The sequence below is a fragment of the Natronoarchaeum sp. GCM10025321 genome, from assembly GCF_042663585.1.
GTDB lineage: Archaea > Halobacteriota > Halobacteria > Halobacteriales > Natronoarchaeaceae > Natranaeroarchaeum.
In genome coordinates this window covers 2,884,528-2,907,373 of the sequence record NZ_JBHTAN010000006.1, presented here as the reverse complement: position 1 = coordinate 2,907,373, position 22,846 = coordinate 2,884,528, and the positions used below count along the sequence as shown (strand labels likewise).

At 62.5% G+C, this 22,846-nt stretch carries 29 protein-coding genes; 13 read left to right on the top strand and 16 right to left on the bottom strand.

The genetic code is table 11. The annotated features are described in order from the left end of the window. Positions 1–86 precede the first annotated feature (86 nt). Positions 87–1,742 (top strand): potassium channel family protein, encoded by a 1,656-nt coding sequence (locus tag ACFQL3_RS17840; RefSeq protein WP_377056792.1) that lies wholly within the window; start codon positions 87–89, stop codon positions 1,740–1,742. A gap of 246 nt (positions 1,743–1,988) precedes the next feature. Here ACFQL3_RS17840 and ACFQL3_RS17835 read toward each other — a convergent pair whose 3' ends face one another. Further along, complete coding sequence (locus tag ACFQL3_RS17835; RefSeq protein ID WP_377056790.1) at positions 1,989–3,386, bottom strand: APC family permease; 1,398 nt, start codon at positions 3,384–3,386, stop codon at positions 1,989–1,991. 208 nt (positions 3,387–3,594) lie between these two features. Here ACFQL3_RS17835 and ACFQL3_RS17830 point away from each other — a divergent pair, with 208 nt between their 5' ends. Further along, positions 3,595–3,993: a hypothetical protein gene (locus tag ACFQL3_RS17830; protein WP_377056788.1), complete on the top strand. Its 399-nt coding sequence runs from the start codon at positions 3,595–3,597 to the stop codon at positions 3,991–3,993. A 152-nt stretch (positions 3,994–4,145) separates the two neighbouring features. Here the strand turns inward: ACFQL3_RS17830 and trkA are convergent, their stop codons facing one another. Further along, entirely contained in the window at positions 4,146–5,480 is a 1,335-nt protein-coding gene (gene trkA / locus ACFQL3_RS17825) for a Trk system potassium transporter TrkA (RefSeq protein WP_377056786.1), read from the bottom strand. Positions 5,481–5,617: 137 nt separating this feature from the next. Here trkA and ACFQL3_RS17820 point away from each other — a divergent pair, with 137 nt between their 5' ends. The 4 genes from ACFQL3_RS17820 (at position 5,618) to ACFQL3_RS17805 (ending at position 10,693) form a co-directional block, all read left to right on the top strand. Next, positions 5,618–7,153, top strand: a complete 1,536-nt coding sequence (locus tag ACFQL3_RS17820) for a TrkH family potassium uptake protein (RefSeq protein ID WP_377056784.1) — start codon at positions 5,618–5,620, stop codon at positions 7,151–7,153. Positions 7,154–7,528: 375 nt separating this feature from the next. Next, positions 7,529–8,299 carry an ABC transporter ATP-binding protein gene (locus ACFQL3_RS17815; protein WP_377056782.1) on the top strand — a complete coding sequence of 257 codons (771 nt, stop codon included), beginning with the start codon at positions 7,529–7,531 and terminating at the stop codon, positions 8,297–8,299. Beyond that, entirely contained in the window at positions 8,289–9,482 is a 1,194-nt protein-coding gene (locus tag ACFQL3_RS17810) for an ABC transporter permease (RefSeq protein WP_377056780.1), read from the top strand. Before ACFQL3_RS17815 ends, ACFQL3_RS17810 begins: the two co-directional genes overlap by 11 nt. Then, positions 9,479–10,693, top strand: coding sequence for an ABC transporter permease (locus ACFQL3_RS17805; RefSeq protein ID WP_377056778.1), 1,215 nt, complete (start codon positions 9,479–9,481; stop codon positions 10,691–10,693). Before ACFQL3_RS17810 ends, ACFQL3_RS17805 begins: the two co-directional genes overlap by 4 nt. Before the next feature lie 19 nt (positions 10,694–10,712). Here the strand turns inward: ACFQL3_RS17805 and ftsY are convergent, their stop codons facing one another. The 7 genes from ftsY to ACFQL3_RS17770 all read right to left on the bottom strand — a co-directional run bounded on the left by ftsY (position 10,713) and on the right by ACFQL3_RS17770 (position 14,171). Continuing rightward, entirely contained in the window at positions 10,713–11,864 is a 1,152-nt protein-coding gene (gene ftsY / locus ACFQL3_RS17800; RefSeq protein ID WP_377056776.1) for a signal recognition particle-docking protein FtsY, read from the bottom strand. A 6-nt stretch (positions 11,865–11,870) separates the two neighbouring features. Continuing rightward, the gene (gene pfdA / locus ACFQL3_RS17795; protein WP_377057141.1) at positions 11,871–12,338 is read right to left on the bottom strand and encodes a prefoldin subunit alpha; all 468 of its coding nucleotides are present in this window, start codon (positions 12,336–12,338) and stop codon (positions 11,871–11,873) included. Beyond that, entirely contained in the window at positions 12,338–12,511 is a 174-nt protein-coding gene (gene rpl18a, locus ACFQL3_RS17790) for a 50S ribosomal protein L18Ae (protein WP_377056774.1), read from the bottom strand. The genes pfdA and rpl18a overlap by 1 nt, the downstream gene beginning before the upstream one ends. Before the next feature lie 35 nt (positions 12,512–12,546). Continuing rightward, positions 12,547–13,011: an SRPBCC family protein gene (locus tag ACFQL3_RS17785; protein ID WP_377056772.1), complete on the bottom strand. Its 465-nt coding sequence runs from the start codon at positions 13,009–13,011 to the stop codon at positions 12,547–12,549. 61 nt (positions 13,012–13,072) lie between these two features. Next, positions 13,073–13,738, bottom strand: a complete 666-nt coding sequence (locus ACFQL3_RS17780) for a translation initiation factor IF-6 (protein ID WP_377056770.1) — start codon at positions 13,736–13,738, stop codon at positions 13,073–13,075. Between the two features lie 2 nt (positions 13,739–13,740). Next, positions 13,741–14,019 (bottom strand): 50S ribosomal protein L31e, encoded by a 279-nt coding sequence (locus ACFQL3_RS17775; protein ID WP_377056768.1) that lies wholly within the window; start codon positions 14,017–14,019, stop codon positions 13,741–13,743. Further along, positions 14,019–14,171, bottom strand: a complete 153-nt coding sequence (locus ACFQL3_RS17770) for a 50S ribosomal protein L39e (protein ID WP_377056766.1) — start codon at positions 14,169–14,171, stop codon at positions 14,019–14,021. The genes ACFQL3_RS17775 and ACFQL3_RS17770 overlap by 1 nt, the downstream gene beginning before the upstream one ends. A 123-nt stretch (positions 14,172–14,294) precedes the next feature. Here ACFQL3_RS17770 and ACFQL3_RS17765 point away from each other — a divergent pair, with 123 nt between their 5' ends. Further along, the gene (locus ACFQL3_RS17765) at positions 14,295–14,906 is read left to right on the top strand and encodes an MBL fold metallo-hydrolase (protein ID WP_377056764.1); all 612 of its coding nucleotides are present in this window, start codon (positions 14,295–14,297) and stop codon (positions 14,904–14,906) included. Here ACFQL3_RS17765 and ACFQL3_RS17760 read toward each other — a convergent pair. Beyond that, complete coding sequence (locus ACFQL3_RS17760; protein WP_377056762.1) at positions 14,903–15,052, bottom strand: 50S ribosomal protein L40e; 150 nt, start codon at positions 15,050–15,052, stop codon at positions 14,903–14,905. The genes ACFQL3_RS17765 and ACFQL3_RS17760 overlap by 4 nt on opposite strands. A gap of 201 nt (positions 15,053–15,253) precedes the next feature. Here ACFQL3_RS17760 and ACFQL3_RS17755 point away from each other — a divergent pair, with 201 nt between their 5' ends. Beyond that, positions 15,254–15,637, top strand: coding sequence for a DUF7522 family protein (locus ACFQL3_RS17755; RefSeq protein ID WP_377056760.1), 384 nt, complete (start codon positions 15,254–15,256; stop codon positions 15,635–15,637). A gap of 69 nt (positions 15,638–15,706) precedes the next feature. Then, on the top strand, positions 15,707–16,234 hold the full coding sequence (locus ACFQL3_RS17750) for a DUF5813 family protein (RefSeq protein ID WP_377056758.1): 528 nt from the start codon (positions 15,707–15,709) through the stop codon (positions 16,232–16,234). On the opposite strand, the gene ACFQL3_RS17745 is transcribed toward ACFQL3_RS17750, so the two are convergent. Both ACFQL3_RS17745 and ACFQL3_RS17740 read right to left on the bottom strand, forming a co-directional pair. Beyond that, positions 16,231–16,461, bottom strand: a complete 231-nt coding sequence (locus ACFQL3_RS17745) for an Lrp/AsnC family transcriptional regulator (protein WP_377056756.1) — start codon at positions 16,459–16,461, stop codon at positions 16,231–16,233. The genes ACFQL3_RS17750 and ACFQL3_RS17745 overlap by 4 nt on opposite strands. A gap of 2 nt (positions 16,462–16,463) precedes the next feature. Further along, positions 16,464–17,159, bottom strand: coding sequence for a potassium channel family protein (locus tag ACFQL3_RS17740; RefSeq protein WP_377056754.1), 696 nt, complete (start codon positions 17,157–17,159; stop codon positions 16,464–16,466). Between the two features lie 119 nt (positions 17,160–17,278). Between ACFQL3_RS17740 and ACFQL3_RS17735 the strand changes: the two genes are divergently transcribed. Then, a complete protein-coding gene (locus ACFQL3_RS17735; protein WP_377056752.1) occupies positions 17,279–17,509 on the top strand; it encodes an Lrp/AsnC ligand binding domain-containing protein in 231 nt (76 codons plus the stop codon). Positions 17,510–17,514: 5 nt separating this feature from the next. On the opposite strand, the gene ACFQL3_RS17730 is transcribed toward ACFQL3_RS17735, so the two are convergent. Next, positions 17,515–17,886, bottom strand: a complete 372-nt coding sequence (locus tag ACFQL3_RS17730) for a DUF5518 domain-containing protein (RefSeq protein ID WP_377056750.1) — start codon at positions 17,884–17,886, stop codon at positions 17,515–17,517. Positions 17,887–17,978: 92 nt separating this feature from the next. Between ACFQL3_RS17730 and ACFQL3_RS17725 the strand changes: the two genes are divergently transcribed. The 3 genes from ACFQL3_RS17725 (at position 17,979) to engB (ending at position 20,327) form a co-directional block, all read left to right on the top strand. Next, positions 17,979–19,019, top strand: a complete 1,041-nt coding sequence (locus ACFQL3_RS17725) for an NOG1 family protein (RefSeq protein WP_377056748.1) — start codon at positions 17,979–17,981, stop codon at positions 19,017–19,019. Between the two features lie 163 nt (positions 19,020–19,182). Then, positions 19,183–19,656 (top strand): pyridoxamine 5'-phosphate oxidase family protein, encoded by a 474-nt coding sequence (locus tag ACFQL3_RS17720; RefSeq protein WP_377056746.1) that lies wholly within the window; start codon positions 19,183–19,185, stop codon positions 19,654–19,656. A 53-nt stretch (positions 19,657–19,709) separates the two neighbouring features. Continuing rightward, positions 19,710–20,327 (top strand): GTP-binding protein EngB, encoded by a 618-nt coding sequence (gene engB, locus ACFQL3_RS17715; RefSeq protein ID WP_377056744.1) that lies wholly within the window; start codon positions 19,710–19,712, stop codon positions 20,325–20,327. Here the strand turns inward: engB and ribB are convergent. The 3 genes from ribB to twy1 form a co-directional block, all read right to left on the bottom strand. Beyond that, complete coding sequence (gene ribB, locus ACFQL3_RS17710; RefSeq protein ID WP_377056742.1) at positions 20,324–21,031, bottom strand: 3,4-dihydroxy-2-butanone-4-phosphate synthase; 708 nt, start codon at positions 21,029–21,031, stop codon at positions 20,324–20,326. The two genes, engB and ribB, sit on opposite strands and share 4 nt — an antisense overlap. A gap of 1 nt (position 21,032) precedes the next feature. Continuing rightward, positions 21,033–21,737 (bottom strand): DUF120 domain-containing protein, encoded by a 705-nt coding sequence (locus ACFQL3_RS17705; RefSeq protein ID WP_377056740.1) that lies wholly within the window; start codon positions 21,735–21,737, stop codon positions 21,033–21,035. A 138-nt stretch (positions 21,738–21,875) separates the two neighbouring features. Beyond that, a complete protein-coding gene (twy1, locus tag ACFQL3_RS17700) occupies positions 21,876–22,835 on the bottom strand; it encodes a 4-demethylwyosine synthase TYW1 (RefSeq protein ID WP_377056738.1) in 960 nt (319 codons plus the stop codon). Positions 22,836–22,846 lie beyond the last annotated feature (11 nt).

Below are 22,846 nucleotides of genomic sequence, written 5' to 3'. Positions count from 1 at the left end.
CCCGATAACCTGCGGGCCGCGTCGGACGATCACCGCACCGACGCCGTGAGCGACACTCTTTTGATGGGTTAAGCGCGAGGCTTTGTATGAGTCGCGTCAGACGTCGTGCAGCGTACTATCTCCTCTCTATTGCGAGTCTTATCATCGTCTTCTCGGTCGCCTACGATGTGGCAATGAAAACCTTCGAGCCAGGGCCATACCCGCCGGCCGGTACCGATCTTTCGCTCCTTCATTCGATGCAGGTGGTCGTCGAGACGTTCACTGCCACCGGGTACGGCTCTGACTCGCCCTGGCAGAGCGCCGAACTGAACCTGCTGATCATGGTACTCGACCTCACCGGTGTGGCGCTGTTCTTTCTGGCGCTACCGGCTGTGTTCGTCCCGCTGTTCCAGGACGCGCTCTCGCCGTCCGCACCAACGGAACTCGAAGAGGCAATGCACGATCACGTGATTATCTGCTCGGACACCACCCGGGCGGAGTCGCTGATCGAGGAACTGGAGTCGAAAGGGATCGAGTACGTCGTCGTGGAGCCGAACCGCGAGCGTGCGGTCGAGTACCGGGAGAACGGCCACACGGCGATCCAGGGCGACCCGGAGTCGATCGAGGACCTCCAGGCGGTCGACATCGCTGATGCCCGGGCACTCGTCGCGGACGGGGCCGACCGGATCGACGCGAGTATCGTCCTCGCGGCGAAGGAGGCTAACCCGGACGTAGAGACGATCAGCGTCGTCGAAGACTCGACCCTGGCGAAATACCACCGGCTGGCTGGGGCAGGTGACGTCCTCACACCCCGGGCAGCGCTCGGGGAGGGGCTTGCCAGAAAACTGACAACGACGGTCAGCACTGATCTCGGCGACTCATTACGACTCGGGGAGGATATAGAGATCGCCGAACTGCCGGTACACGAGGGAAGCGATCTGGCTGGACAGACGCTCGGTGAGAGCGGCCTCAGGGAGCGATACGGCGTCAACGTCATCGGGACGTGGCTCAGAGGCGACTTCGAGACACCGCCGTCGCTCGACACGCCGATGGAGCGGGGGACGACACTGCTCGTAACTGGAACCGAATCCCAGCTAGATCGGCTCCGCCGGGAGACGGTGGGCACCGTTCGCGGTCTCCGTCGGGGCGAGACGATCATCATCGGCTACGGTGAAGTGGGCCAGACCGTTGCCACCGCTCTGGAGGAGGCGGGAGTGCCATACGTCACCGTCGACGAGACGGAAAAGGATGGCGTCGACATCGTTGGCGACGCGACGGACCCCGAGATACTGCGGGAAGCAGGGATCGAGCGGGCGAATTCGGTCGTGCTTGCCCTGCCGGACGATACGACGACCGAGTTCACGACGCTGGTGATCCGAGATCTGAACGATTCGATCGAAATCGTCGCCCGCGCCCAACAGCAACGGGCAGTACAGAAGACCTACCGTGCTGGGGCAGATCACGTCCTCTCGCTGGCGACCGTCAGCGGGCGCTCGATCGCCACGCGAGTCGTCGACGACGAAGAGGTGCTCAACGTCGGTTCGAGCGTCGAACTGGTACGGACGACGGCGCCGAAGCTATCCGGAAAGTCGTTGCAAAGCGCCGACGTTCGGGAACGAACCGGCTGTACGGTCGTCGCCATCGAGCGCGACGGCGAGGTGCTGACCGATCTCGACGCGGATACCGAGTTCATCCCCGACGACGAAATCGTGGTTGCCGGGACGGACCAAGGAACGAACTACTTTATCGAACAGTACGGGTAAGAGGCCTTGTCGTAGTTGTATCAGAGACAGTTCTCGGCGACCGTGCCTGAATACAGCGCCCGCATGTCACACGATCCAGAGCGTGGTTGACGCCGATCAGTAATTGTTCAGTACAGGGAACTCACGTACCAGTGGTTCCGTTGCATAATCCGTCACCTATCAAGAACGCCGTGCGAGAGACAGAGGATCACGGTCTGACGAGACTTCGAACACGAGAGTACAGAACAGCCCGCTCGTTGGAGGTTCTCAGTCCTCGTCTTGTTTTGAACTGGTGGTAACCTCATCCAGTGGGTCCGACAAATCCGGCTCACGATCGAAGTACGTTGCTAGTGCCCCGGTACGGTCAGTACGTGAGCGTGCATAGGCAAGGTACCAGACGACACTTCCGACAACGATTCCAATGGCACCAATGATCGAGAGTAGTCCCATCTGAATGATCAATATAACACCACCGACCACGCCGAGAATCTGCAGTACGGGGTATCCGGGAGACCGAAATTCCGGGTTATAGAAATCGACGCCGGCCTCCCGAAAGACGATCACAGAGACGTTTTCCAAGGAGAAAACAAGAATGAGAAAGGCACTGGCCAACTTTGCAAGATTGACAACTGGAACGAACGCGATGAGCGCAAGCAACACCCCACCAGTCACGAGAACAGCGTTTACCGGCGTCAAAAACCGGCTGTTGATCCGGCCAACCTGATCAGGCAAGAGCGAGTCACGACTCATTGCAAGGAGGAACCGTGAGGTTCCGAGAACACCCGCATTTGCCATGCTAGTAAGTGCAAGCACAGCGGTAATAGCGACCACCGTGACACCCACACCACCGAACACCCTCTCGGCACTATCGGCCATCGGAGTGAGCGAGGTGCCACCATCCGGGCCGCCGTGGATGAGGGTCTCAGCCGGCACAACACCGACGATGACGCCCACGACAGCAGTATAAATCACCATCATCACTCCAATAGAGATAAGCATTGCACGTGGAATGTTACGGCCTGGTTCAGTGATCTCCTCGGCAACAGAGGCTACTTCTCCGATCCCAGCATACGAAACGAAGACGAACGCAGTGGCGGTGGCAATCCCACCGATTCCGTGGGTGACAAACGGCGTGTATGATACTGACTCTAAGGGTTCGACCCCACCGACGACGTAGGCGCCAAGCACGAGTACGACGAACGTTACCAGAACACCCTGTACCTGGCCGCTTTTTTCAGTCCCGACGATATTGAGTAGGATGACAACGGCCCCGAGCCCAAGTGCGACAACTTTCACGAGGCTAGCCGGAATACTCACGAGCAATAATAAGTATGCACCGAGGCCGACGAGCGCAAACGCACTTTTGAATACAAGTGAAAACCAGACACCGATACCTGCAATCGTGCCAAACAGCGGACCCATCGCCCGGTCAATGTAAATATAGGTGCCACCATCTTCCGACATTGCTGTCGCCATTTCCGCCTTTGAAAGCGCGTTCGGGAGGACGATTAACCCCGCTAGCAGGTAGGCAACGATGATTGCTGGTCCTGCCTTCTTGTATCCAACTGCAGGGAGAACAAAGATGCCGCCACCGATCATTGCACCCATACTCAGCGTCACTGCTGAATAGAGTCCTAGATCTCGTTTCAGTTCCCCATCACTCATTGCTTATTCTGGCCTTGGAAGAGGTTATTACTCCGTATAGATTAATTTGATGGTAATGATTTTCCGTTTCACCCAATAGTGAAAGTATATTTTAGTATATTATCATCCACTACACCGTGTGATATATACCTCTGCCCTGAGTATTTCTTCTATACACTGGACGATATGGTAGACCCACCAGGCATCACAACCGTGTGTTGATATTCACATGTTCCCCATCCAACTGAGAACAGACGAGAGTACCACTCTAATAGCGGAGGTTCTGCAACTATCAGCAGAGATCGGGGCCGAAGGAGCGATTCTGTTCGGCGGAGTTCTCGTTCTATACGTTATTACAGGAGTTATCATGACAACAATTATGAAAATGGGGGCTCCGTATCCGACATTTTCACTCGAAGCGGATCCCGTATTCCTAATCACCAGCACAATTGTTGGAATTTTCTCCGTTCAAGGCGCCGGGTCATTGCTCTTATACCATTTGTTCGTCGGAATCAAAGACGAGTCGGCCCCATCGGTTATGCTGAGTCTCATCGCGTTGGGAATCGGAGGCACCCTCCTCGGTATAACATTACCAGAGACCTGGGGACTTGTCATCAATTATATTTGACGGTCAATTGAGCGAATGGTTCACGCGTTTCGAAGTAAAACAAACGAAATCATCGTGCTGAGCGTATGCTCTGTATTCAGGACGTAGTGTCTATCAGATGGAGAGGAGTTCAGCAGAGTAGGTAAAACTGCTAATCGGCGGCCCGGCCGGAATCAGATCGCACTCGTGATGTCGTCGATCATCTCCGTTTCAGTGAACAGGACAACGTGATCACCGGCCTCGATCACCGTATCGCCGCGGGGGATCACCAGTGTTCCCTGACGCGAAATCGCGCCGATCACGACGCAATCCGGGAGTAAGTCGGTCGCATCCACAATGCGCTGGCCTACGATCGGGCTCTCCTGACTGATCTCGAGTTCGAGCACCTCGGCCCGATCGTGTTCAAGCATCGCGATCTTCTCCATCTGTTCGTCGCGGGTGAACCGAACGATCTCTTCGGCGATCTCCTCGCGTGGGCTGATTGCGACATCGATACCGACGGTCTCGAACAGTTCGGCGTACTCGGTGTTCTCGATCACCGAGATCGTCCGGTCGACGCCGATCTTCTTGGCGAGCATCGACACAAGCAGGTTCCGGTCGTCGTGTTTCAGCGCCGCGACGATCATGTCGGCCTCGTCGACGTGCTCGCGTTCGAGGAAGTCAATATCGGTTGCGTCGTGCTCCCAGACCGACGTGTTCGGGAGCTGTTCTGCGATCTCTCGGGCACGGTCGTGATCCTGTTCGATCAGCTGAGGGCGATAGCCGTGCTCCTCGAACAGCCGAGCCGTCTGAAAGCCGATCTCGCTGCCGCCGACGATCACGACTTCCTCAATGTCGTCGCCGCCGGACCGGATGGTATCCGTAGCGAAGTCCGACACGGAGTCGGCACTCCCGATGACGACCACCCGATCGCCCGGCCCGATGACGGTGTCACCGCGGGGCAGGATCAGTTCGTCGTCACGGAAGAGGGCTGCAAAGGTGAGCGAGTCGTAGCGGTCGGCCTCCTGAACCGTCTGGTTGGCGACGGGGCTTTCGGCCCCGACCTCGAACTCGGCCATCCTGACGAGGCCACCGATAAAGGAGTCGACGTCGTGTGCACCGGGAAAGCCCGACAGACGGAAGATGGCCTCGGCGGTGAGCAGGTTCGAGCTCGCCATGAAGTCGACGCCGAACGCGCTCTCGGTCCCCTGCCACGTCTTCAGGAGGTTGTTGCGCTTGACGCGGGCGATCGTGAACACGTCGCCCGTCGTCTTTGCGACACCGCAGGCGACGATGTTCGCCTCGTCGTTGTCCGTCGAAGCGATCAGCAGGTCGGCGTCCTCGATCCCGGCCTCCTGGAGCGTCGAGAGATCAGTCCCGTCACCCTGGATCACCAGCGCGTCGATCTCGTAGGTAAGGTCGTCGACGAGTCCCTCGTCGCGTTCGATAACGACGACATCGTGAGTCTCGGAGAGGTTCTGGGCGATCGACTGGCCGACCTCCCCGGCACCGACGATTATCACGCGCACGAGTACTCAGCCCCGTTCATGCTACGGGAGTTGAGCAGGCGGTGATATGTGCCTTACGGAGCAGTGCGTATTCGTTCCGATGATTTATTGTGCTACGAGAGGGTGCAACCGAGCATGCACGTATCGGGGGACAACAGATGAAGTGGCAGATCGACTGGCGGGCAGGCCTCTCGCTCGTCGGAACGGTCGTGCAGTATCTCGCGTTGACGATGCTTGTCCCGCTAACCGTCGCCGTCGTCTACTGGGAGGACGTCTGGGTGTTCCTGGCCTCGATTGCCATCGCTGTGAGCGTCGGCTGGGCGCTCGAACGCCTCGATCCGGATCCCGATATCGGACCGGAGGAGGCATTGTTGCTCGTCGCGGTCTCGTGGGGGGCGGCGGCACTGATCGGGACGATACCCTACCTGCTTGCGGGCTACGGAACGGGATCGACGCTTGCGCATCCGATCCACGCGCTGTTCGAGTCGACGAGCGGCTTCACGACGACCGGTGCAACGGTGATGGGTGAGATCAGCCTCGATCAGCATTCTCACGCACTCCTGATGTGGCGACAGCTAACACAGTGGCTGGGCGGGATGGGGATCATCGTCCTGATGATCGCCATCCTGCCCGAAGTAGCGGTCAACGGCGCACAACTGATGCAGTCGGAAGCGCCCGGCCCGACCCTGCAGAAACTGACGCCGAAAATCGCGGAGACTGCACGAGCGCTCTGGTTGGTCTACTTCGGCTTTACCGTCCTGCTCGTCGTCCTGCTGTACGGACTCAGTCTGACGGGGATGGCACCGAATATGGATTTCTACAACGCCGTCGCACACGGCTTCTCGACGATGCCGACCGGCGGGTTCTCTCCACAGGCTGATAGTATCGCGGCGTTCTCGGCAGCCGTCCAGTGGGTGATCATCCCGTTCATGGTGATCGCCGGGGTGAACTTCGCGCTGTTCTGGCACGTGCTCCGTGGAGAGGCTAGCGAACTGACGAAAAACCCCGAGTTCCGAACGTACACCGGTGCGATCGCTGTCCTGATCGCGGTCCTGGCGTTCGTGCTAGCCCGCGGTGCAGCACCGGTCCTCGAACTCGGCGGCGCAACCGAGGGGTTCACGGAGAACACGCTTCGGCAGGCCGCCTTCCAGGTCGGCTCGCTGATGAACTCGACTGGCTTCGCGACGAGTGACTTCGCACAGTGGGACGCACACGGACAGATGGTGCTCCTGTTTGCGATGTTCATCGGCGGCTCCGCCGGATCGACCGGCGGGGGGATCAAGGTAATCAGGTGGCTCGTCGTGATCAAGACGGTTCGTCGCGAACTGTTCCTTACGGCCCACCCCGACGCCGTCCGGCCGGTCCGACTGGCCGGAAACGTCGTCAGCGAGGACGCGGTCCGCGGCATCGTCGCGTTCACGCTGCTCTATCTCATGCTGTTTGCCGTCTCGGCGGTGTTCCTCTCGCTGGACTCGGCACGGATCGGCTACCAGCTAACCGTCCTCGAAGCGTTCAGCGCCTCGCTGGCGACGATCGGCAACATCGGCCCGGGCTTTGGCTCGCTCGGGCCGTTCGGTAGCTATCTCCGGTTCTCGAACGCCTCGAAACTGCTGATGATCTTCCTGATGTGGGTCGGGCGTCTGGAGATCGTGCCGGTGCTCGCGCTGTTCGTCAGCGGCTGGGACCGCTCGTAGCGCTATCGACACCCTCGAAAGCCCCCTGACGCGCCGACAGCGCTTCGTATCTCGACGAGAGACACGGATAGCGAGCGCGCCGAGCGTCGACTCCCGATCGACTGGACTGACGAACGGCCGAAAGAGCGACCGGAACAGGGTCGTTACTCATGATCAACCACGGACTGATATCCGAGAGAACGACCGCTACGGGCGGTGTCAGCCGATGTTGAGCAGTAGTCGACCGATAGCTACCCCGGCATCGAAGCAAGCGAGGGAGATCATAAACCCGCTGCGTGGACCATCGCGTCAGTGGTCCGAAAAGAGGGATTATCTACGGCCCACCGGAAGTAAGCCCAGAGAAACAATGGGTAGACAGCCTGTCTCACCGACTGCGTGGGATTCACTGATCGCTCGCCGCGGGCATCACGCCCGTCAGACGCCGAGGGGAACGCCGAAACGAGTCGGGGGGCTGCGGTTCGTCTCGACGAGGTGAGCCACGAGTACAGGCTCGGGAGCGGCCGGTTTCGTTCCGGGCCCGACCGCTCGCTGCTGGCGCTTCGGGACGTCTCGTTAGAGGTTCAGTCCGGAACGATCCTCGGCCTGAAAGGCCCCAGTGGCAGCGGGAAATCCACTCTCTTGCACGCCGTCTCGGGCCTCCTCGTGCCGACCACCGGCGAGGTTTCCCTGCTGGGGATCGACCTCACCGAACTGAGCAGTCGCAGACGCACACGGGTCCGGCGGCGACACGTCGGAATCGTCTTTCAGGGCTTTCACCTGCTGCCCTCGCTGTCGGCCCGGGCGAACGTCGCCCTCCCGCTCGTCGGCGCAGGCGTCGGGCGCACGAAGCGACGCGAGCGGGCGACCGAGTTACTCGAGGCTGTCGGACTCGGTGACCGGACCACCCACCTTCCGGGCGAACTAAGCGGCGGCGAGCGCCAGCGCGTCGCTATCGCACGGGCGCTCTCGACCGATCCGGACGTGATCGTCGCCGACGAACCGACCGGCGAACTCGACACCGAAACGGGAGCGGCCGTACTGGAACTGCTGACGGCGCTCGGGCGGGACCGAGCGGTTCTGCTTGCCTCACACGATGCCGCGACCCTGGCCGTCGCTGATCACGTCTTCAGTTTGCACGACGGGCAGGTGGTCGGTCGTGAGCGATGACGGCGGGGGGCCGCGACGACGCCGCATCAGAGGAGTCATCGGACTGACGCTGACACGGCTCTGGAAACAGGCGACGCAAACGACCTCGGGCCGACTCGTTGCCACCCTCGCCGGCGTCGCGCTGACCGTCGCCATGCTGTTGCTCGTCACCGGCGTCGCAATCGCGCTCGCTGGCGGCGGCGTCGCGACGGCAGACGACGCGGACGTCCGGATCACATCCGACGGCGAGACGGTCGTATCGTCCATCGACGGCGTCGAAGGGACGCGCCTCGGGGCGGTGAGCGAGCAAGCCGAGAGCATCCGATCAAAGGAGGGCGTCGAGCACGCCTCGCCAGTCCTCGTCGAGCCGACGACCCTCGAACCCGCCGACGGCGGCGAGTCTGCCGTTCTGGTGCTCGTCGGTGTCGTCCCGGACGAGGAGCCACGAACGGTGGCCGGGCTATCGACTGCGGCACTCGAGACGAGCGATAGACGACAGATAGTCCTCTCCGAGACGGCCGCAGACCGGTTCGATGGCGACGCCGAGCAACTGGTACGTGCCAGCTATCGCAGCGACAGCGATACGGCGTTCACTGTCACGGCAACGGAACCGTCGACGGTCGAAGATGCCTCCGTCGCGCTGGTTCATCTCGACGACCTGCAGGCGTTGTCAGGAGCAGCAGATGACGACCTTGCGGATCGAATGCTGGTGTGGGGTGACCGCGACGCGGCGGCCGCCGCCGGAGCGGACGCCTACCCGGACGCCGCAGTCGAACGAACGGGGGCGGCGAGTCCGGCATCCCTGTTCGACGACGAACTCGCCTTCGTGACGAGTCTGCTCGCACTCGTGGTTGGCATCGGCATCTGTGCGTCGTTCATAACGACGACGATGGGGATGACCGTCGACGAAGACCGACGCGTACTCGCAGTGCTCGAAGCCGTCGGGTTTCCGGCATACAGCCGACTCGCCATCGTGGCCGTCTCGACGCTCGTCACCACGCTGGTCGGGGCCCTGGTCGGCATCGCGCTGGGGTGGGCAGGGATCTACGCCGCGAACTACCTCGCCGGGGCGGCCGTCGCTGCAGTGCATCCGCTGTTCGTTCCCTACGCCATCGGCGTTGCGCTCATCGCAGGCCTGCTCGCCGTCCCGTACCCGCTGGTCGTCGCCGCACGAACGACCGTCCTCGAGGAGGTGGGACGGTGAGCATCCGGCGCGGGGTCGTGCAGGTGAGCGCTGCGGTGGGCGTCGCGGCGGCACAGCTCCGTCGCTCGCCCGGACGGACAGCCATGACCGTCCTCGCAGTCGCAGCGGCGGTGCTCGCGGTGACCCTACTGGCGAGTCTCGGTGTCGGCGTTGTGGAGGTGGGCGAGGAGAGCCTTGCCGACGCCGACCGCGACCTCTGGCTCACGAACGAGGACGCGGCAACCGAGAACGCCATCAGCGACGCAAGCGAGGTCGCCGCGGCGCTCAAAGGGCGTGAGGACGTCAGAACCGCCTCGCCGATCGCCCTCCACGAGGTGTATCTCGGGAGTGAAGAGGGGGAGTTACGCCGCGTCTCGGCCGTCGGCGTCCACGAGACCCACGGCGGGTACGACTTCCAGCAGGGCGGCGGCTTCGAACTGGAGCCTGCGGATTACCGGACCGCACCGCGCTCAGCACCTGTGAGCAACGAGATCGTGCTCGATCCGCGCACCGCCCGAGCGCTCGACATCTCGGTCGGCGATTCGATCCGGATCGGATCGAGCAAGCAGACGGCCGAGCACGAGTTTACAGTCGTCGGTACGTCCTCCCACCACTCGACGCTGCTTGGATCACCCGCGGCGACGGTTCCGCTGGCCGACCTCCAGTATCTCGCCGGGACGAGCGGTACCGACCGGGCCACGTTCATCATGGCCGATACGGCCGAGGACGCCGACAGCGTCGCCGTTCGCGACAGCCTCCGGCGCGAGTATCCCCAGTACGACATCCAGACCAGCAAACAACAGGTCGAGACGGTGCTCACGGACAGGCCGGCCGTGATCGCAAGCGGCGTGACGCTGGTCGGCCTCGCAATCGTCGGCAGCACGGTGTTACTCGTCAACCTGTTCGTCCTCGTCGCCTACCAGCAACGCGACGAACTCGCCGCGCTCCGGGCTATCGGGCTCTCCCGACGGCTGCTCGCCGGAACGATCGGTGTACAGGGGCTCTTCGTCGGCATGCTCGGTGGCGTCGTCGGACTCGCGGCAACGCCACCCCTCGTCACCGGGCTAAACCGCGTCGCGGCGTCGACCGTCGGCATCGAGGAGTTACTGCTGACGCCCGTCGAAGTGTACGCGGTCGGCTTCGCGCTCGCGCTCGTCGTCGGTGGTATCGCCGCTATCGTGACCGGTTGGCACGCCGGGCGCTACGCGCGGCTAGAACAGCTACAGGCGTAAAAAGTAGGTCGAAGCGGCCTCAGCCGTCGATCCCGAGCAGTCGATCGACCAGTACCTCGGGTTCGAACTTCTGCAGGTCGTCGTAGCCCTGCCCGACCCCGAGAAAGAGGATCGGCTTCCCGGTGACGTGAGCGATCGATATCGCCGCGCCACCCTGCGAGTCCGCGTCGGCCTTCGTGAGGACCGTCCCGTCGATCTCGGCAGCAGTGTTGAACTGCCGGGCGCGCTGGACTGCGTCCTGTCCGGCAACCGCCTCGTCGACGAACAACGTCATGTCCGGATCGACGACGCGCTCGATCTTCTCGAGTTGCTCCATCAGATCGTTGCTCGTGTGGAGCCGACCGGCCGTATCGCCGAGCACGACGTCGACGTCGTTGGCCTCGGCGTACTCGACGCCGTCGTAGATCACGGCGGCAGGGTCCCCGCCCTGCTGGTGCGTGATCAGTTTCTTGTCGAGCCTTTCGGCGTGCTCCTCGATCTGTTCGTTTGCCCCGGCACGGTAGGTATCGCCGTTTGCCAGCACCGACGAATAGCCCTGTTCCTCGAGATACTGGGCCATCTTCGCGATCGAAGTCGTCTTCCCCACGCCGTTGACGCCCGTGAAGATCATCACGAGCGGCTTGTCGGCCTCGGCGACGCGCTCGTCGAAGTCGAACTGCCCGACGCTGATGACGTCGATCAGCGCGGTACGGAGCGCGCGCTGGACAACGCCAGTGGTACTCTTCGTAAAGCGGTGAGTCTCGCCGATCGTCTCCTCGCGGATCTTCTCCAGGATCTCGTCGACGACCGTGAGTTCCACGTCGCTCTGGAGCAGCGCCATCTCGAGTTCGTCGAGCGGCGCTTCGAGGTCTTCCTCCTCGATGATCGTCTGCCCGGTCGCCGCCGACTTCGCCCGTTTGGCGAACCCGGGACCGTTCGACTCCTCTGCGGGCTCCGTCTCGGCGGGTGCGGTTTCGGGAGCAGCCTCCTGGGCCGTCGCTGGCCCGTCGGCGGTCTCCGTGTCAGCGGCAGTGTCGGCCTCCGCCTCGCCGGCGGTTGCCTCGGCCGCTTCCGCTTCGGCCGCTTCCGCTTCGCCTTCAGCTTCGGCGGCCTCCGCGTCGGCTTTCTCCGCGGCGGACTCCTCTACGTCCTCGCGGAAGCTCCCGAGTTTCTCCTTGAGGCTATCGAACATCCCTGCTTACTGCTCGTCGCCTTCCTGCTCTTGCATCTGCTGCATCTGCTGCTGCATCTGCTGTTGCTGGAGCTGCTGAGCCTTCTCTTCGATCTGGCTGCTCTCGGACTCGAGCTCTGCGATGTCTTCTTCGACGCCCTCGATCTGCTCTGCGACGTCGTCCTGTTTGGCTTCAAGCGTCTCGATAGCGTCGCCCTGTGCTTGCTCGGCCGCGTAGCCGCCGCCGAGGCCGACGATCACTTCGTCGATGTCCTGAACGTCAGCGCGCAGGTAGGCACCGCCGCCGAGCGGAACCTGCACGGTCGAATCGGACTCGAGCGTCTCGATGGCCTCGATGGCCTCGTCGATCTCCTCGGACTCGGTTTCGAGTTCGTCGACCTGACCCTCGAGGAGTTCGATCTGCTCCTGGATCTCCTGTAGCTGCTGGCTGAGCTCCTGCAGTTGCTGCTGGCCACCACCGCCGCCACCGCCCATCATTGTTCGACACCCTCGATCTGGATCTGGGGGCGCTTGAGGCCGTGTTGGCTCCCGAGGTTAGCGTAGGTTCGTTCTTCAGCAACGTCTTCGTTCTCCGCGTCGACTGTGGATTCGAAATCCTGCCAGCCGCCGCGAGCCTGAAACTTCCCGTTAACCGTAAATTGGCTCATACCATTCAGTCCGCCCCGAAGTCGGAAGAACCTTGCTACTCGGGGACGCCGCCGGACTCCATACTGCTCGCAACCTCGAAATGCGTCTGGACGTTCTGTAGCGTCGTCCGTAGCTCTCGCTCGTTGTACCGGCGTGCGAACGGCTCGGCAACCGTCGAAATGACCCGTCCAGGAATGTCATATGTCGCCGAATACGTCAGTCGCGTGCCGCCGCTTTCGGGCTCGAAAACCAGTTCGAGTTCACCCTCCAGAGTGCCGCGCATCTCGAAAACCATCTGCTCGTTTGGCTCGTGGACGGTCTCGACCAGTTCGCCCTCCAGTGCGACACCGGCCATTCGGAACGTGTGATCGAGCCGTTTCCCGCCGTTTTCCAGTCGCTCGACGTTGTCGATTTGGGCAATGCTCGGCGTCACCGCCATGTGGTTCTCGGGGTCGTCGAGAAACGCGAAGACGTCTTCTGGCGGCGCCGGGACGTGCGTCGTCTCGCTGACAGTGCTCATACCAGCAGATAGCCGACGAGAAAGCAAAAACGTTGACCCGGGCGTGAGCCCGCACGTCGAGTCAGTCGATGTAGCCGAGCGCGTCTTCGATCCGACCGAGTTCGGGGCCAGTCGTGTCGCGACCGACCACGTAGCCGTTCTCGTTGACCACCAGGCCGGAGCCGACCAGCGGGCCGCCGTAGTTGATCGTTCCCACGTCGGCGCGAACGTCGAGTAGCTCTTCGAGGTAGTCGAGTTCGGCGTCGGTGGTTTTCGGGTGACAGAGGACGCCGTCGGCGTTCGCAACCGCGGCGGTGCCGACGGTGCGGACGCCAGCGATTTCGCCCTGTTCGACGGGGACGTCGAGGGCTGTTTCGACTGTCTCGACGGCTTCCTCGGGCAGTTCGGGGTGGACGTATGCGCCGTAGTCGTTCGCGAGGACGACGTTGCCGGCGGCGTTGATCCGGCCGGGGAGTTCGTAGACGTCGCTGCCGGTCTCGCCTTCGAGTCGGTCGCGCTCGTCGTCGGAGATGCGACTCGTGACCAGCAGACCGTTCTCGTTGCCGGTCGCGAGAGCGCCGACGGTGCCGGAGCCGGCAACCGTCGTCGGGACGACGGGGACTCCGAGTTCGTCGGCCATCTCGTCGGCGAGTTCGTCGTCGGTATCGGGGCGGATCAGCAGGTAATCGTCAGTGGCAGCGGCAAAGACACCGACGTATGCGGATCCGGTGAACGCGGCGCGGAGCAAAGCTACTCTGCGTGCTCTGCTTCGACGATGCTTTCGCCCTCTTCCTCGAAGCGGGCGGCGCGTACGCGAAGCTTACTCGGCGGCTTCTTGCGGCCGCGAGACCAGACTGCCTCGTTGATCGAGGGGTCCAGACGGACGTTCTCCTCGTCGACGGAGAAGTGCTGGGTGAGGTGCTGGCGAACGAGCTTCATTGCGCGGTCGGCGCGCTTGTGTTTGGGCTCTGCCTTGGCGTCTCGTAGGGGAACGGTCATGACGCGTTCCTCGAAATCACTTGCGCTCATTATTCGTCAGTGCCCTGTCGCCGCCAGTTGCGTCGCTTCGGGTTGCGTGTCACGTCACGATCGGTCTTGACCATCACCCACGCCGGGACACGACTGTTCTGTCGCTCCAGCTTGGCGAGGCGCTTTTTCTTCGACTTCGATTTCTTACCCATAGTGGTGAGTCCTACCCGACCATCGTTTAAAATCTTGTTCTTTTCGGGGCGGGGCGGCACCAGACAACGACCTTCCATCACCGGACCCCCACCGTTTTCCTCATCCCGGACCATTGACCGTGTATGGACGTGATCAACGTGACCGCCGACGCCGAGTCGTTCACCTGCAACGCCTACCTCGCGTTGGGAGAGCGTACGACCCTGATCGATGCCGGAGCGATGCCGGGCGTCGAGGACGTCATCGCCGAGCACACCGACGACCTGGAGGCCGTCGTGTTGACCCACCAGCACGGCGACCACGTCCAGCAACTCGATGCCGTACTGGATCGGTTCGACGCGGACTGTTTCGCCTACGACAGCCACCCACACCGGAGCCATGGCATCGTCGACGGCGACGAGATCTCTATCGGCGGCGAGGCGTTCGAGGTCGTCCGCACGCCGGGCCACGCCGACGATCACGTCTCGCTGATCAGCGAGTCCACGATCTTTAGCGGTGATGTCGTGGTTCACGACGACGGTGCGTTCGACTACGGTAGCTTCGGGCGGACCGATCGGCCGAACCAGTCACGCGAGGCCCTGATCGAGAGTATCGAGCGCATTCTCGACCGGCTACCCGACGGCGTCGAGCATATGTACGCAGGCCATGGCGACGAGTTCCACGGCGACGTCGAAGACGTGATAGAGACGGCGCTAACCCGTGCAGAGAAACGAGAACCGAAGTATCCGGAGGATTAGGCGCTTCGCGCTTCCTTGGCTTTGGGACGCAGGTTCCCGTAGCCACACTTGCGGCAGCGGTCCGCTCCTTCGGCGTTGCGCGCGTTACATCGCATACAGATCATCTTGGAGAGGATTCGATCCTCTGCTTTTTCGAATGAAGCCATACGGCCTCGTTGGCCGCTTGCTCGTTTAAAGTTGGTGGTCCACGGCCGTGAACGGTCGGATCAGACACGAATGGCGCTCTGGAACGGCTAACTTCACGCTTCGAAGCCATACGATATAGTTTTCGAAGTCTGGGACGGAGTCCGGTCCAGAGCGCAGACGGGGTCAGTTACTTATGGGTACACGGCGAACGACGAGGTGATATGGCGAGCCAGTTACTCGCTGACGAGGCGGCCGACAACATCGTGCGGACGAGTCGGACCTCGCTCGGCGACAGTCTCCGGTCGGTGACGTACTTCACACGCGATGACTACGAACAGCTCTACCTCCGGGACGACCTGAGTCGCGACGCCGACCTCACCAGTTTCATTGGCATCGAGTGGCGCGGGTTCAAAACCGCACAGGCGGCCTACGAGGGGACGGAACTGGGCGACTATCAGTACACGATCCGGGTATTCGAAAACGGCTATCTGATGCGAGTCACCGACAACCGAGAGGGCGTGTTCGTCACGACCGATAGCCTCACGATGGGCGATTTCAACAACGTCGCCCAGTCGGTGCGAAAGGTGCTTCGGGACGACATCTAGCGGTCGCCGCTTCGTTGTCCGGCTCCGAGAGCGCAACGCCCATGTCCGACGAACTCCCAGAGAGACGTAATGACAGCCGACAAGATTCCCGAACCGGCCCGCCGCGCGCTCGACCGTCACGGGGCGTTCGAGTCGACCGAGAACGGATACGAATGTACGACGACGCCCTTTGAAGCCGCCGTCCGAGCGAGTCCAGCAGCGGGTGAACGCGACGCCGAGTTCGAGATCGAACTCCACCTCCCGGCGCTCTCGGCTGTCGTCGAGAGCGAGACCGTCGGTCCGGCCGTCGCGAACGGCTGGTTCGACACCCTCGAACGGAGACTAGACGACGCCTACCACGCGGCCGGTCCGAGCGATACCGACGACCCGGTCGTCGAGCGCGGCGACGAGACGATTACCGCGACGTTCGGCCTGCGAGCCTGGAACGCAAGCAACGGCGTCGACGCCGCGAAGGCAGTGATCGACTACGTCGAGGGCACCTACGTCCAGGGCGTGATCCCCGGCTACGAGTACGGCGAACCGGTCGCGGGGCTACTCGATCGAGCACAGCAGAACGCGGATTCCGACGACGCCGCCCGCGGCGGAACGCCGCTCTAATCCATCGCGATATACGTATGGGTGTCCTCGACGCCCTCAACCTCCTGAATCACCGTCGCCGCGATGTTTTTCACTTCGCCCGGCGTGTCGACGATCACCTTCGCGATGATGTCGACGTCGCCGGCGACGATGTGTGCGCTCTCGACGCCGTCGAGCGCCGAGATATCGTCACGCAGTCGATCCGCCTCGCCCGTATTCGCTTTGATCATGACGTAAGCAGTAACCATCGTCAGGTGCCTCCCGGGCCGGTCTGTGCCGTGGCCCGACTGTTGTCTCCGACCAGGATCTGTCGCACGTCACCGAGCACGTCGAAGTCCGCGAGCACGACCAGTCGATCACCCTCGGCGAGCGACTCGTCGGGGTTGGGGATATCGAGTGGTTCGCCCTCCTTTCCGAACGCGAGTACCGTCGCGTTTGCGGGAAGTTGCAGTTCGCTGATGGTGTAGCCACGCGTCGGCGATTCCGGCGTCACCGTCAGTTCGACGACCTGGAGGTTCTGAGCGATGTCGGCGATCGCACGGATATCGCCGCCGAGTAGCGCGTTCTTGGCACCAATCGCACCCAGACGCTCGGGGTAGATGATCTCGTCGACCTCTTCGGCGTACTTCCGGTAGATATTCTCGCGGTAGTCCTCGTCGATCCGCAGAATGGTCCGACAGCCGTGATGTTTCCCGATGAGACAGGCTGCGAAATTCGTGTTGAGATCGCCGGAAAGCGCGCCCAGCGCGTCGGCGTCGTCGATCCCCGCTCGTAAGAGAATCTCCTCGCGAGAGCCGTCACCGCCGACGACGTCGAACCCCTGATCACGGGCCCGTTCCGCGACCGCCGCATCGCGCTCTACCAGCGTCACTTCGTGTCCTTCTTCATTGAGGACGCGACCGGTCCGTGACCCGACACGACCCGCCCCTATGATAACAAACCGCATATCACTGCTTACGCTGCCCCCCTTGAATAATGTTACCCCATCGGCGAGCAGAGAGGCGATTCCGTCGCCGGGTTGGACTCGAAGAAAGGTTTTTGACGTGCCACGGAGTACCACACAGCATGGTTCACGCGTTCGTCATGGTGAAGACGGCGGCCGGGAAGTCGGAAAGCTTGCTCGCGGATGTCCGCGAAGAAAACCACGTCGTAGAGGCCCACATCGTGGCGGGCGAGTACGACATCATCGGAGAAGTAGCCGTCGACGAAGTCTACCAGGTCCTCGAAGCCGCATCGAGCGGGATCCAGGCCCTACCCGGCGTCAAGGACACCAAGACGTACATTTCGCTGGAGTAGTCCTTCTATTCGCCAAGCACGCCCCCGAACGCGCCGGCAAGCGCGGACTCCGCGGCGACGACCAGCGAAAAGAACACGATCAGGAGTGCGAGGACGAACCCGCCGGTCGCTCCGATTGCGCCGCCGACCGGCCCGCCCACCGAGCCGACGATTGTCAGTCCCACCCAGAGGAACACTCCCGCAACGATGCCGCCGAGGCTCCCTGCCAACAGGCCATGCCACGCGCCGCTCGCCAGCCCGCCCCCTGCGAGGTAGCCGGCGACCAGTCCGCCAAGCAACCCGGCCGTCAACTGACCAAGCCCGGGGAGGACGACGCCGAACACGCTCAGCACTGTGAGAGTAATAAATCCGATCACGACCGCACGCCAGTTCGTCATGAACGACCGTAGACAGTCGAGGCGTATAAGCACATCAACACGCACGCGGCCCGAAGAACGGCCTTTTATAGCCAGCTATCGTACGATCGGCTATGATTTTCGAGGATCTTCCGACGACGCCATGGTCGGAGGAACTCATCGACAAGGCGTTCTCGCGCGCGTCGCGATCCGGCCGGGCGAAGCAGGGCCGGGAGGCCCAGGAGTCAATGGTACAGACATCGTCGAACATCCTTTCGGATAACCTGGAGAACGTCGTCACGGCGTGGCCCGACTTCGACGAGATCGATCCGTTCTACCGCGAACTGGCCGAGGCAATCGTCGAGACGCACGAGTACGACACCGAGGCCGACGGCGTCGACGCGCTCAGACAGAGCCTCTCGGAGGTAAGCTGGGCGAGCCGCCAGACCAAGCAGATCGGCGACGAGGCCATGGGGAAGATGCGAAAATCCGACGTCGAACTGGCGCGGAAACACCGCAAGCAGGCGTTCGCGCGGATGGCGGACGTCGTCGAGCAGGTCGATACGAACCTGCGACTGATCGGGGAGGCCCGGGACGCTCTCAAGACGCTGCCGGAGATCAACCCCGACAAGCCAGCAATCGTGGTCGCGGGCTACCCGAACGTCGGCAAGTCCTCCTTTGTCAACGACGTCACGCGGGCCCGCCACGAAACCGCGGAGTACCCCTTTACGACCCGCGGCATCGGCGTCGGGCACTTCCACGGCTCCGACGTACCGAGCGAACTCCGAGATGGCGAGGGCTCGTCGATGGACGAGCACGTGCGCTACCAGATCGTCGATACGCCGGGACTGCTCGACCGGCCGCCGGAGGAGCGAAACGACATCGAATCGCAGGCGGTCAGCGCGCTCGAACACCTCGCCGACTGCGTGATCGTGATCCTCGACGCCAGCATGGACTGTGGCTACCCGATCGGCGTCCAGCTAGAGCTACGGGATGCAATCGAATCGCAGTTCGACGACGTGCCGGTGCTGACGGTATGTAACAAGATCGATCTCTCCCGGGACGTCGAGGCCGACCACTACATGAGCGTGACCGAGGACGAGAACGTCGAGGGCGTCCTCGCGGCGGCCGTCGACGCCATCGGCTACGAGCCGGAACTGCCGTTCGAGCGGTAGGACCACCGTACTCAGACCCCAGCGCCGCTTTTCTGGCGAACAGGCACCACACGAGAGTCACGACGCGGTCCGGTGCACACCCGCTGGCCGCGCCGTGGCGGCTTCGTCAGGACACGGTGCGACTGGTCCCGGCATCGTATATGAGTGTTCGGCCCCGAAATTGATGGTACGACCCCGCGTACGGGGCGGCATGGAGATCGTCGAGAACTCGATGGACGTCCCACTGGAGGCGGTGCTCGAACGGCCCCTCTTCTGTTTCTTCGCGACGACCGACGAGGGGTTGCCCCGGATCTCGCCGCTGTGGTATCTCTGGGAGGACGGGACGGTCTGGATCATCGCCGACGACGGGAAGACCTACCTTGACCGGGTGCGGAAGACGCCCCATGCCGCGCTGGCGATGGTCGATTTCCTGCCCGGTTCCGGCGTCGTCCGACACGTCGGCTTTCGCGGGATGGCGACGGTCGAACCCTTCGACGAGGAGCGGGCAGACCGCCTGCTCCGGCGGTATCTCGGCCCCGACCCCGAAACGTGGGACGAGCGATTCAAAAGCCCCTGGAGCGACCGGTGGCAGTTCATCCGCTTCGAGCCCGAAACCGTCGTTGCCCGCGATCAGAGCTACGACGTCGGGACCCTCTGAGAACGCGGCACTCGTGACGTGAGCCTTTTCCCCGCTGCTCGCCAACGATATGTATGTTCGAGAACCGACCGAACCGCTCCGACGAGGTCGTCTTCGTCGGTCGGTCGAACGTGGGGAAATCGACGATTATGCGAGAGCTGACGGGCCACAGTTTCGAGACGGGCGGCAAACCCGGTGTGACGCGCTCGCCGAATCACTACGACTGGGCGAGCCAAGACTTCATGCTCTCCGATCTTCCCGGCTTCGGCTTCATGTCGGGCGTCCCCGAGGACGTCCGCGAGGAGATCAAAACCGAGGTCGTCCAGTACGTCGAACGCCATGCCGACGACATCATGGTCGCGGTGCTGGTCGTCGACGGCAAAAGCGTCATCGACATCATCGACCGTCACTCGGGCGAGGGCGAGATTCCGCACGACGTGGAGATGTTCCACTTCCTGCAGGAACTGGATATCCCGACGGTCGTCGCGGTCAACAAGATGGACAAGGTCGACGACCGAGACGAGCGACTGAACGACCTCTGTGATCGGCTTGGGATCTACCCGCCGTGGAAGCAGTGGCAAGAGACCATCGCGCCGATCACCGCGAAAAAAGGGTCGATTCAGACGCTCAAGGACGCGGCACGCCATCATCTCGAAGAACAGAAACGCGACGACCTGAAGCAGTTCTTCTAGCCCAGCCGTTCGAGCAGTTGCTCGCCGTCGACGAAGGGAATCCCGTTTGCAGTCGCATACTCGCGAGCGGCCGTGGTGGTCAGCGCCCGGCCGGTGTCGTCGTCGAGCATCTCGCAGACGACCGCCGCAGGGGGTTGGCTGGCGGCGTCAGCCAGCGCGATGCCGAGTTCGGTGTGGCCCTGGCGCTCGTCGAGGAGGCCATCCGCGGCCCGGAGCAGGTGGACGTGCCCCGGGGCGCGGAACTCGCTTGCGAAGTCCTCGGCGTCGAGCGGTTGGCCGTCCTCGACTGCCGCCGCGAAGCCGGCGATTTCGGTGATCGTCAGCGAGCGATCCTCGTCGGTGATCCCGGTGAACGTGTCGCGATGATTGACCGTCAGCGAGAACGACGAGCGGTCGCCGTACGCGAGGTGGGCCGTCTCGCTGGCGGGATGGTCGATGGCGTCGGAGAGGAACGGAAGCGAGGCGGCGTCGGCGACCGACCCGGAGAGGCCGACGCAGATCAGCCCGCCCGCGTCGTTTCGCAGTTGCGCAACGGCGTCTAGGTCAACCGCGCCGGCGGGGTAAATGAGGTCAGTCTCACCCTCCCGGTCGTCGAAGTCGTGGACGCAGACGGGGTTGCCGTCGCGAAACGCCGCGACCGCACGTTCGACCGGGTCGGTCGTCGACACGTCTGCGATATCGGCGTTGCTGGTGTTGCCCGCCATCTCACTTGTCCTCGATGTAGACGGTGACCAGTTCGTCGTCCGTCAGTCCGAGTTCGTCTCGGAGTCGATCGGACGCGATCAGTTCGAGTTGATCCTCGTCGTGATGGGTCCGTTCGGGGGCGATGACGTGTGTGCCCTCATAGCGCTCCCCGTCGGCGGTCTCGATGGTCGCGGGGTAGCAGACGGCGGGACCGTAGGTCCGGTCCTCGTCTTCCCAGCCGTCGATGTGGACCGGGTCGAGAGCCTCCATCGCGGAGCGCCGCCTGATGCTCGACTCGGTGAGTTCGACGTTGAGTGTCCCCTCGAACGGTTCGTACTCGAGCCGCTCGCGGAACTGCTTCATGTAGCCCGGCAGGGAGATGTAGTGTTTCCCCTCGCCCATCCCGCCGGTGATGGTGCCCTCGAGTTCCACCGTCGTCTCGCCCTCGAAGATTCGACGATAGTCCTCGTACTCCGCCCGAAGGGCCTGTTCGCCCTCGTCCGTGATCGAGAGCCACTGCCCGTCGGTCACCGTCTCGCGCGTGAGATAGCCCGCATCTTCGAGCCGCTGGAGACGACGCGATGCCGTCTGTGTCGAGACATCGAGGTCCTCGGAGAGCCCGGAGCAGGAGGCTTTCATCTCTCCCGTGGTCCCCCCGTCGAGTGCCAGTAGTTTTAACACGGCAAGCTCGTCGTGTCCGACGGCCAGCGTCGGTGCGTTCGACATATGAGAACCTTCGAACTACCGACTCATAAGCATATCGAATATGGGATGCATCTCAAAAACTTGAACCAGGTTGACCGTGTTACAGGGAGTTAGTGGTCCCATAGAGATAAGCGATATGGGTCAAACGGCGGCGTTTTATTATTCGCTCCAGAACTCGCTGCCCTTTTCCAGTTTCGGCACCCACGTATCGGCGTCTCTGGACAGCAGTGCGACCCGGGAGTCCGGGACGTCCTTGATCGCGTCGTGCTCGGGCATGTGCTCCCGGATCGACTCGGCGAACTCGACGACGTCCTCGTGGTCGGGCATCGAACTCCGGTCGAGACGCCCGCGCGAGTGGCCAACGTGCATATACGCTTTGAGCTCCACGAAGTCGGGGTCGGCACGGTCGTAAAAGGCCGCATACCAGTCCGGATCACGCATGTTCTCGCCGTCGACGAGCGTCGTTCGGAGCACAGTGCGGGTGTCGTCTTTCTCTGCGAGGACGTCCATCGTGTCGATCAGTCGCTCCCAGGCCTCGTCCTCGACCGGTTTTACGACCTCGTCGAACGTCCATCGATCCGGCGCGTCGACGCTGATGTAGAGCTGGGTGGGATCACACCGCTCCAGCATCTCGGGGTTGGTGCCGTTGCTCACGAGAAAGGTCGTCATGTCTCGCGCGTGGAACTCCTCGATCAGTTCCGGGAGATAGGGGTACAGCGACGGTTCGCCATCCAGCGAGATGGCGACGTGGCGTGGCTCCATCGACTCCTCGAACACCTCGCGGGGAACCTTCTCGTTGCCGCCAAAGCCCGAGAGCAGTTTCTTCTGGAGGCGGATCGAGGCGTCGACGACCGCCTCGGGGTCGTCCCACTCCACGTCATCGAGTTCGTAGGCGTGGCCCGCATGGTCGCGCCAGCAGAAGACACAGCGCTCGTTGCACTTGACGACCGGCGTCATCTGGATGCAGCGGTGGGACTCGATGCCGTAGAAGGCGTACTTGTAGCACTTGCCCTCGCCGCGAAGGGCGTTGGCCGTCCAGCCACAGGTCTGGGCGGCGGTGTGGTTCTCGCTGTGGTAGTCGGGATCGCTGACCTGTTTTGCGCCGTCCGATTCACTCATTGTAGAACGAC

Excerpts from the sequence above, each read along its gene's own strand:
- ACFQL3_RS17840 (WP_377056792.1), top strand. The coding sequence starts at position 87 with ATGAGTCGCGTCAGACGTCGTGCAGCGTACTATCTCCTCTCTATTGCG.
- ACFQL3_RS17835 (WP_377056790.1), bottom strand. The coding sequence starts at position 3,386 with ATGAGTGATGGGGAACTGAAACGAGATCTAGGACTCTATTCAGCAGTG.
- ACFQL3_RS17830 (WP_377056788.1), top strand. The coding sequence starts at position 3,595 with ATGTTCCCCATCCAACTGAGAACAGACGAGAGTACCACTCTAATAGCG.
- ACFQL3_RS17820 (WP_377056784.1), top strand. The coding sequence starts at position 5,618 with ATGAAGTGGCAGATCGACTGGCGGGCAGGCCTCTCGCTCGTCGGAACG.
- ftsY (WP_377056776.1), bottom strand. The coding sequence starts at position 11,864 with ATGTTCGATAGCCTCAAGGAGAAACTCGGGAGCTTCCGCGAGGACGTA.
- pfdA (WP_377057141.1), bottom strand. The coding sequence starts at position 12,338 with ATGGGCGGTGGCGGCGGTGGTGGCCAGCAGCAACTGCAGGAGCTCAGC.
- rpl18a (WP_377056774.1), bottom strand. The coding sequence starts at position 12,511 with ATGAGCCAATTTACGGTTAACGGGAAGTTTCAGGCTCGCGGCGGCTGG.
- ACFQL3_RS17785 (WP_377056772.1), bottom strand. The coding sequence starts at position 13,011 with ATGAGCACTGTCAGCGAGACGACGCACGTCCCGGCGCCGCCAGAAGAC.
- ACFQL3_RS17775 (WP_377056768.1), bottom strand. The coding sequence starts at position 14,019 with ATGAGCGCAAGTGATTTCGAGGAACGCGTCATGACCGTTCCCCTACGA.
- ACFQL3_RS17770 (WP_377056766.1), bottom strand. The coding sequence starts at position 14,171 with ATGGGTAAGAAATCGAAGTCGAAGAAAAAGCGCCTCGCCAAGCTGGAG.
- ACFQL3_RS17765 (WP_377056764.1), top strand. The coding sequence starts at position 14,295 with ATGGACGTGATCAACGTGACCGCCGACGCCGAGTCGTTCACCTGCAAC.
- ACFQL3_RS17760 (WP_377056762.1), bottom strand. The coding sequence starts at position 15,052 with ATGGCTTCATTCGAAAAAGCAGAGGATCGAATCCTCTCCAAGATGATC.
- ACFQL3_RS17755 (WP_377056760.1), top strand. The coding sequence starts at position 15,254 with ATGGCGAGCCAGTTACTCGCTGACGAGGCGGCCGACAACATCGTGCGG.
- ACFQL3_RS17750 (WP_377056758.1), top strand. The coding sequence starts at position 15,707 with ATGACAGCCGACAAGATTCCCGAACCGGCCCGCCGCGCGCTCGACCGT.
- ACFQL3_RS17745 (WP_377056756.1), bottom strand. The coding sequence starts at position 16,461 with ATGGTTACTGCTTACGTCATGATCAAAGCGAATACGGGCGAGGCGGAT.
- ACFQL3_RS17740 (WP_377056754.1), bottom strand. The coding sequence starts at position 17,159 with ATGCGGTTTGTTATCATAGGGGCGGGTCGTGTCGGGTCACGGACCGGT.
- ACFQL3_RS17735 (WP_377056752.1), top strand. The coding sequence starts at position 17,279 with ATGGTTCACGCGTTCGTCATGGTGAAGACGGCGGCCGGGAAGTCGGAA.
- ACFQL3_RS17730 (WP_377056750.1), bottom strand. The coding sequence starts at position 17,886 with ATGACGAACTGGCGTGCGGTCGTGATCGGATTTATTACTCTCACAGTG.
- ACFQL3_RS17725 (WP_377056748.1), top strand. The coding sequence starts at position 17,979 with ATGATTTTCGAGGATCTTCCGACGACGCCATGGTCGGAGGAACTCATC.
- ACFQL3_RS17720 (WP_377056746.1), top strand. The coding sequence starts at position 19,183 with ATGGTACGACCCCGCGTACGGGGCGGCATGGAGATCGTCGAGAACTCG.
- engB (WP_377056744.1), top strand. The coding sequence starts at position 19,710 with ATGTTCGAGAACCGACCGAACCGCTCCGACGAGGTCGTCTTCGTCGGT.
- ribB (WP_377056742.1), bottom strand. The coding sequence starts at position 21,031 with ATGGCGGGCAACACCAGCAACGCCGATATCGCAGACGTGTCGACGACC.
- ACFQL3_RS17705 (WP_377056740.1), bottom strand. The coding sequence starts at position 21,737 with ATGTCGAACGCACCGACGCTGGCCGTCGGACACGACGAGCTTGCCGTG.
- twy1 (WP_377056738.1), bottom strand. The coding sequence starts at position 22,835 with ATGAGTGAATCGGACGGCGCAAAACAGGTCAGCGATCCCGACTACCAC.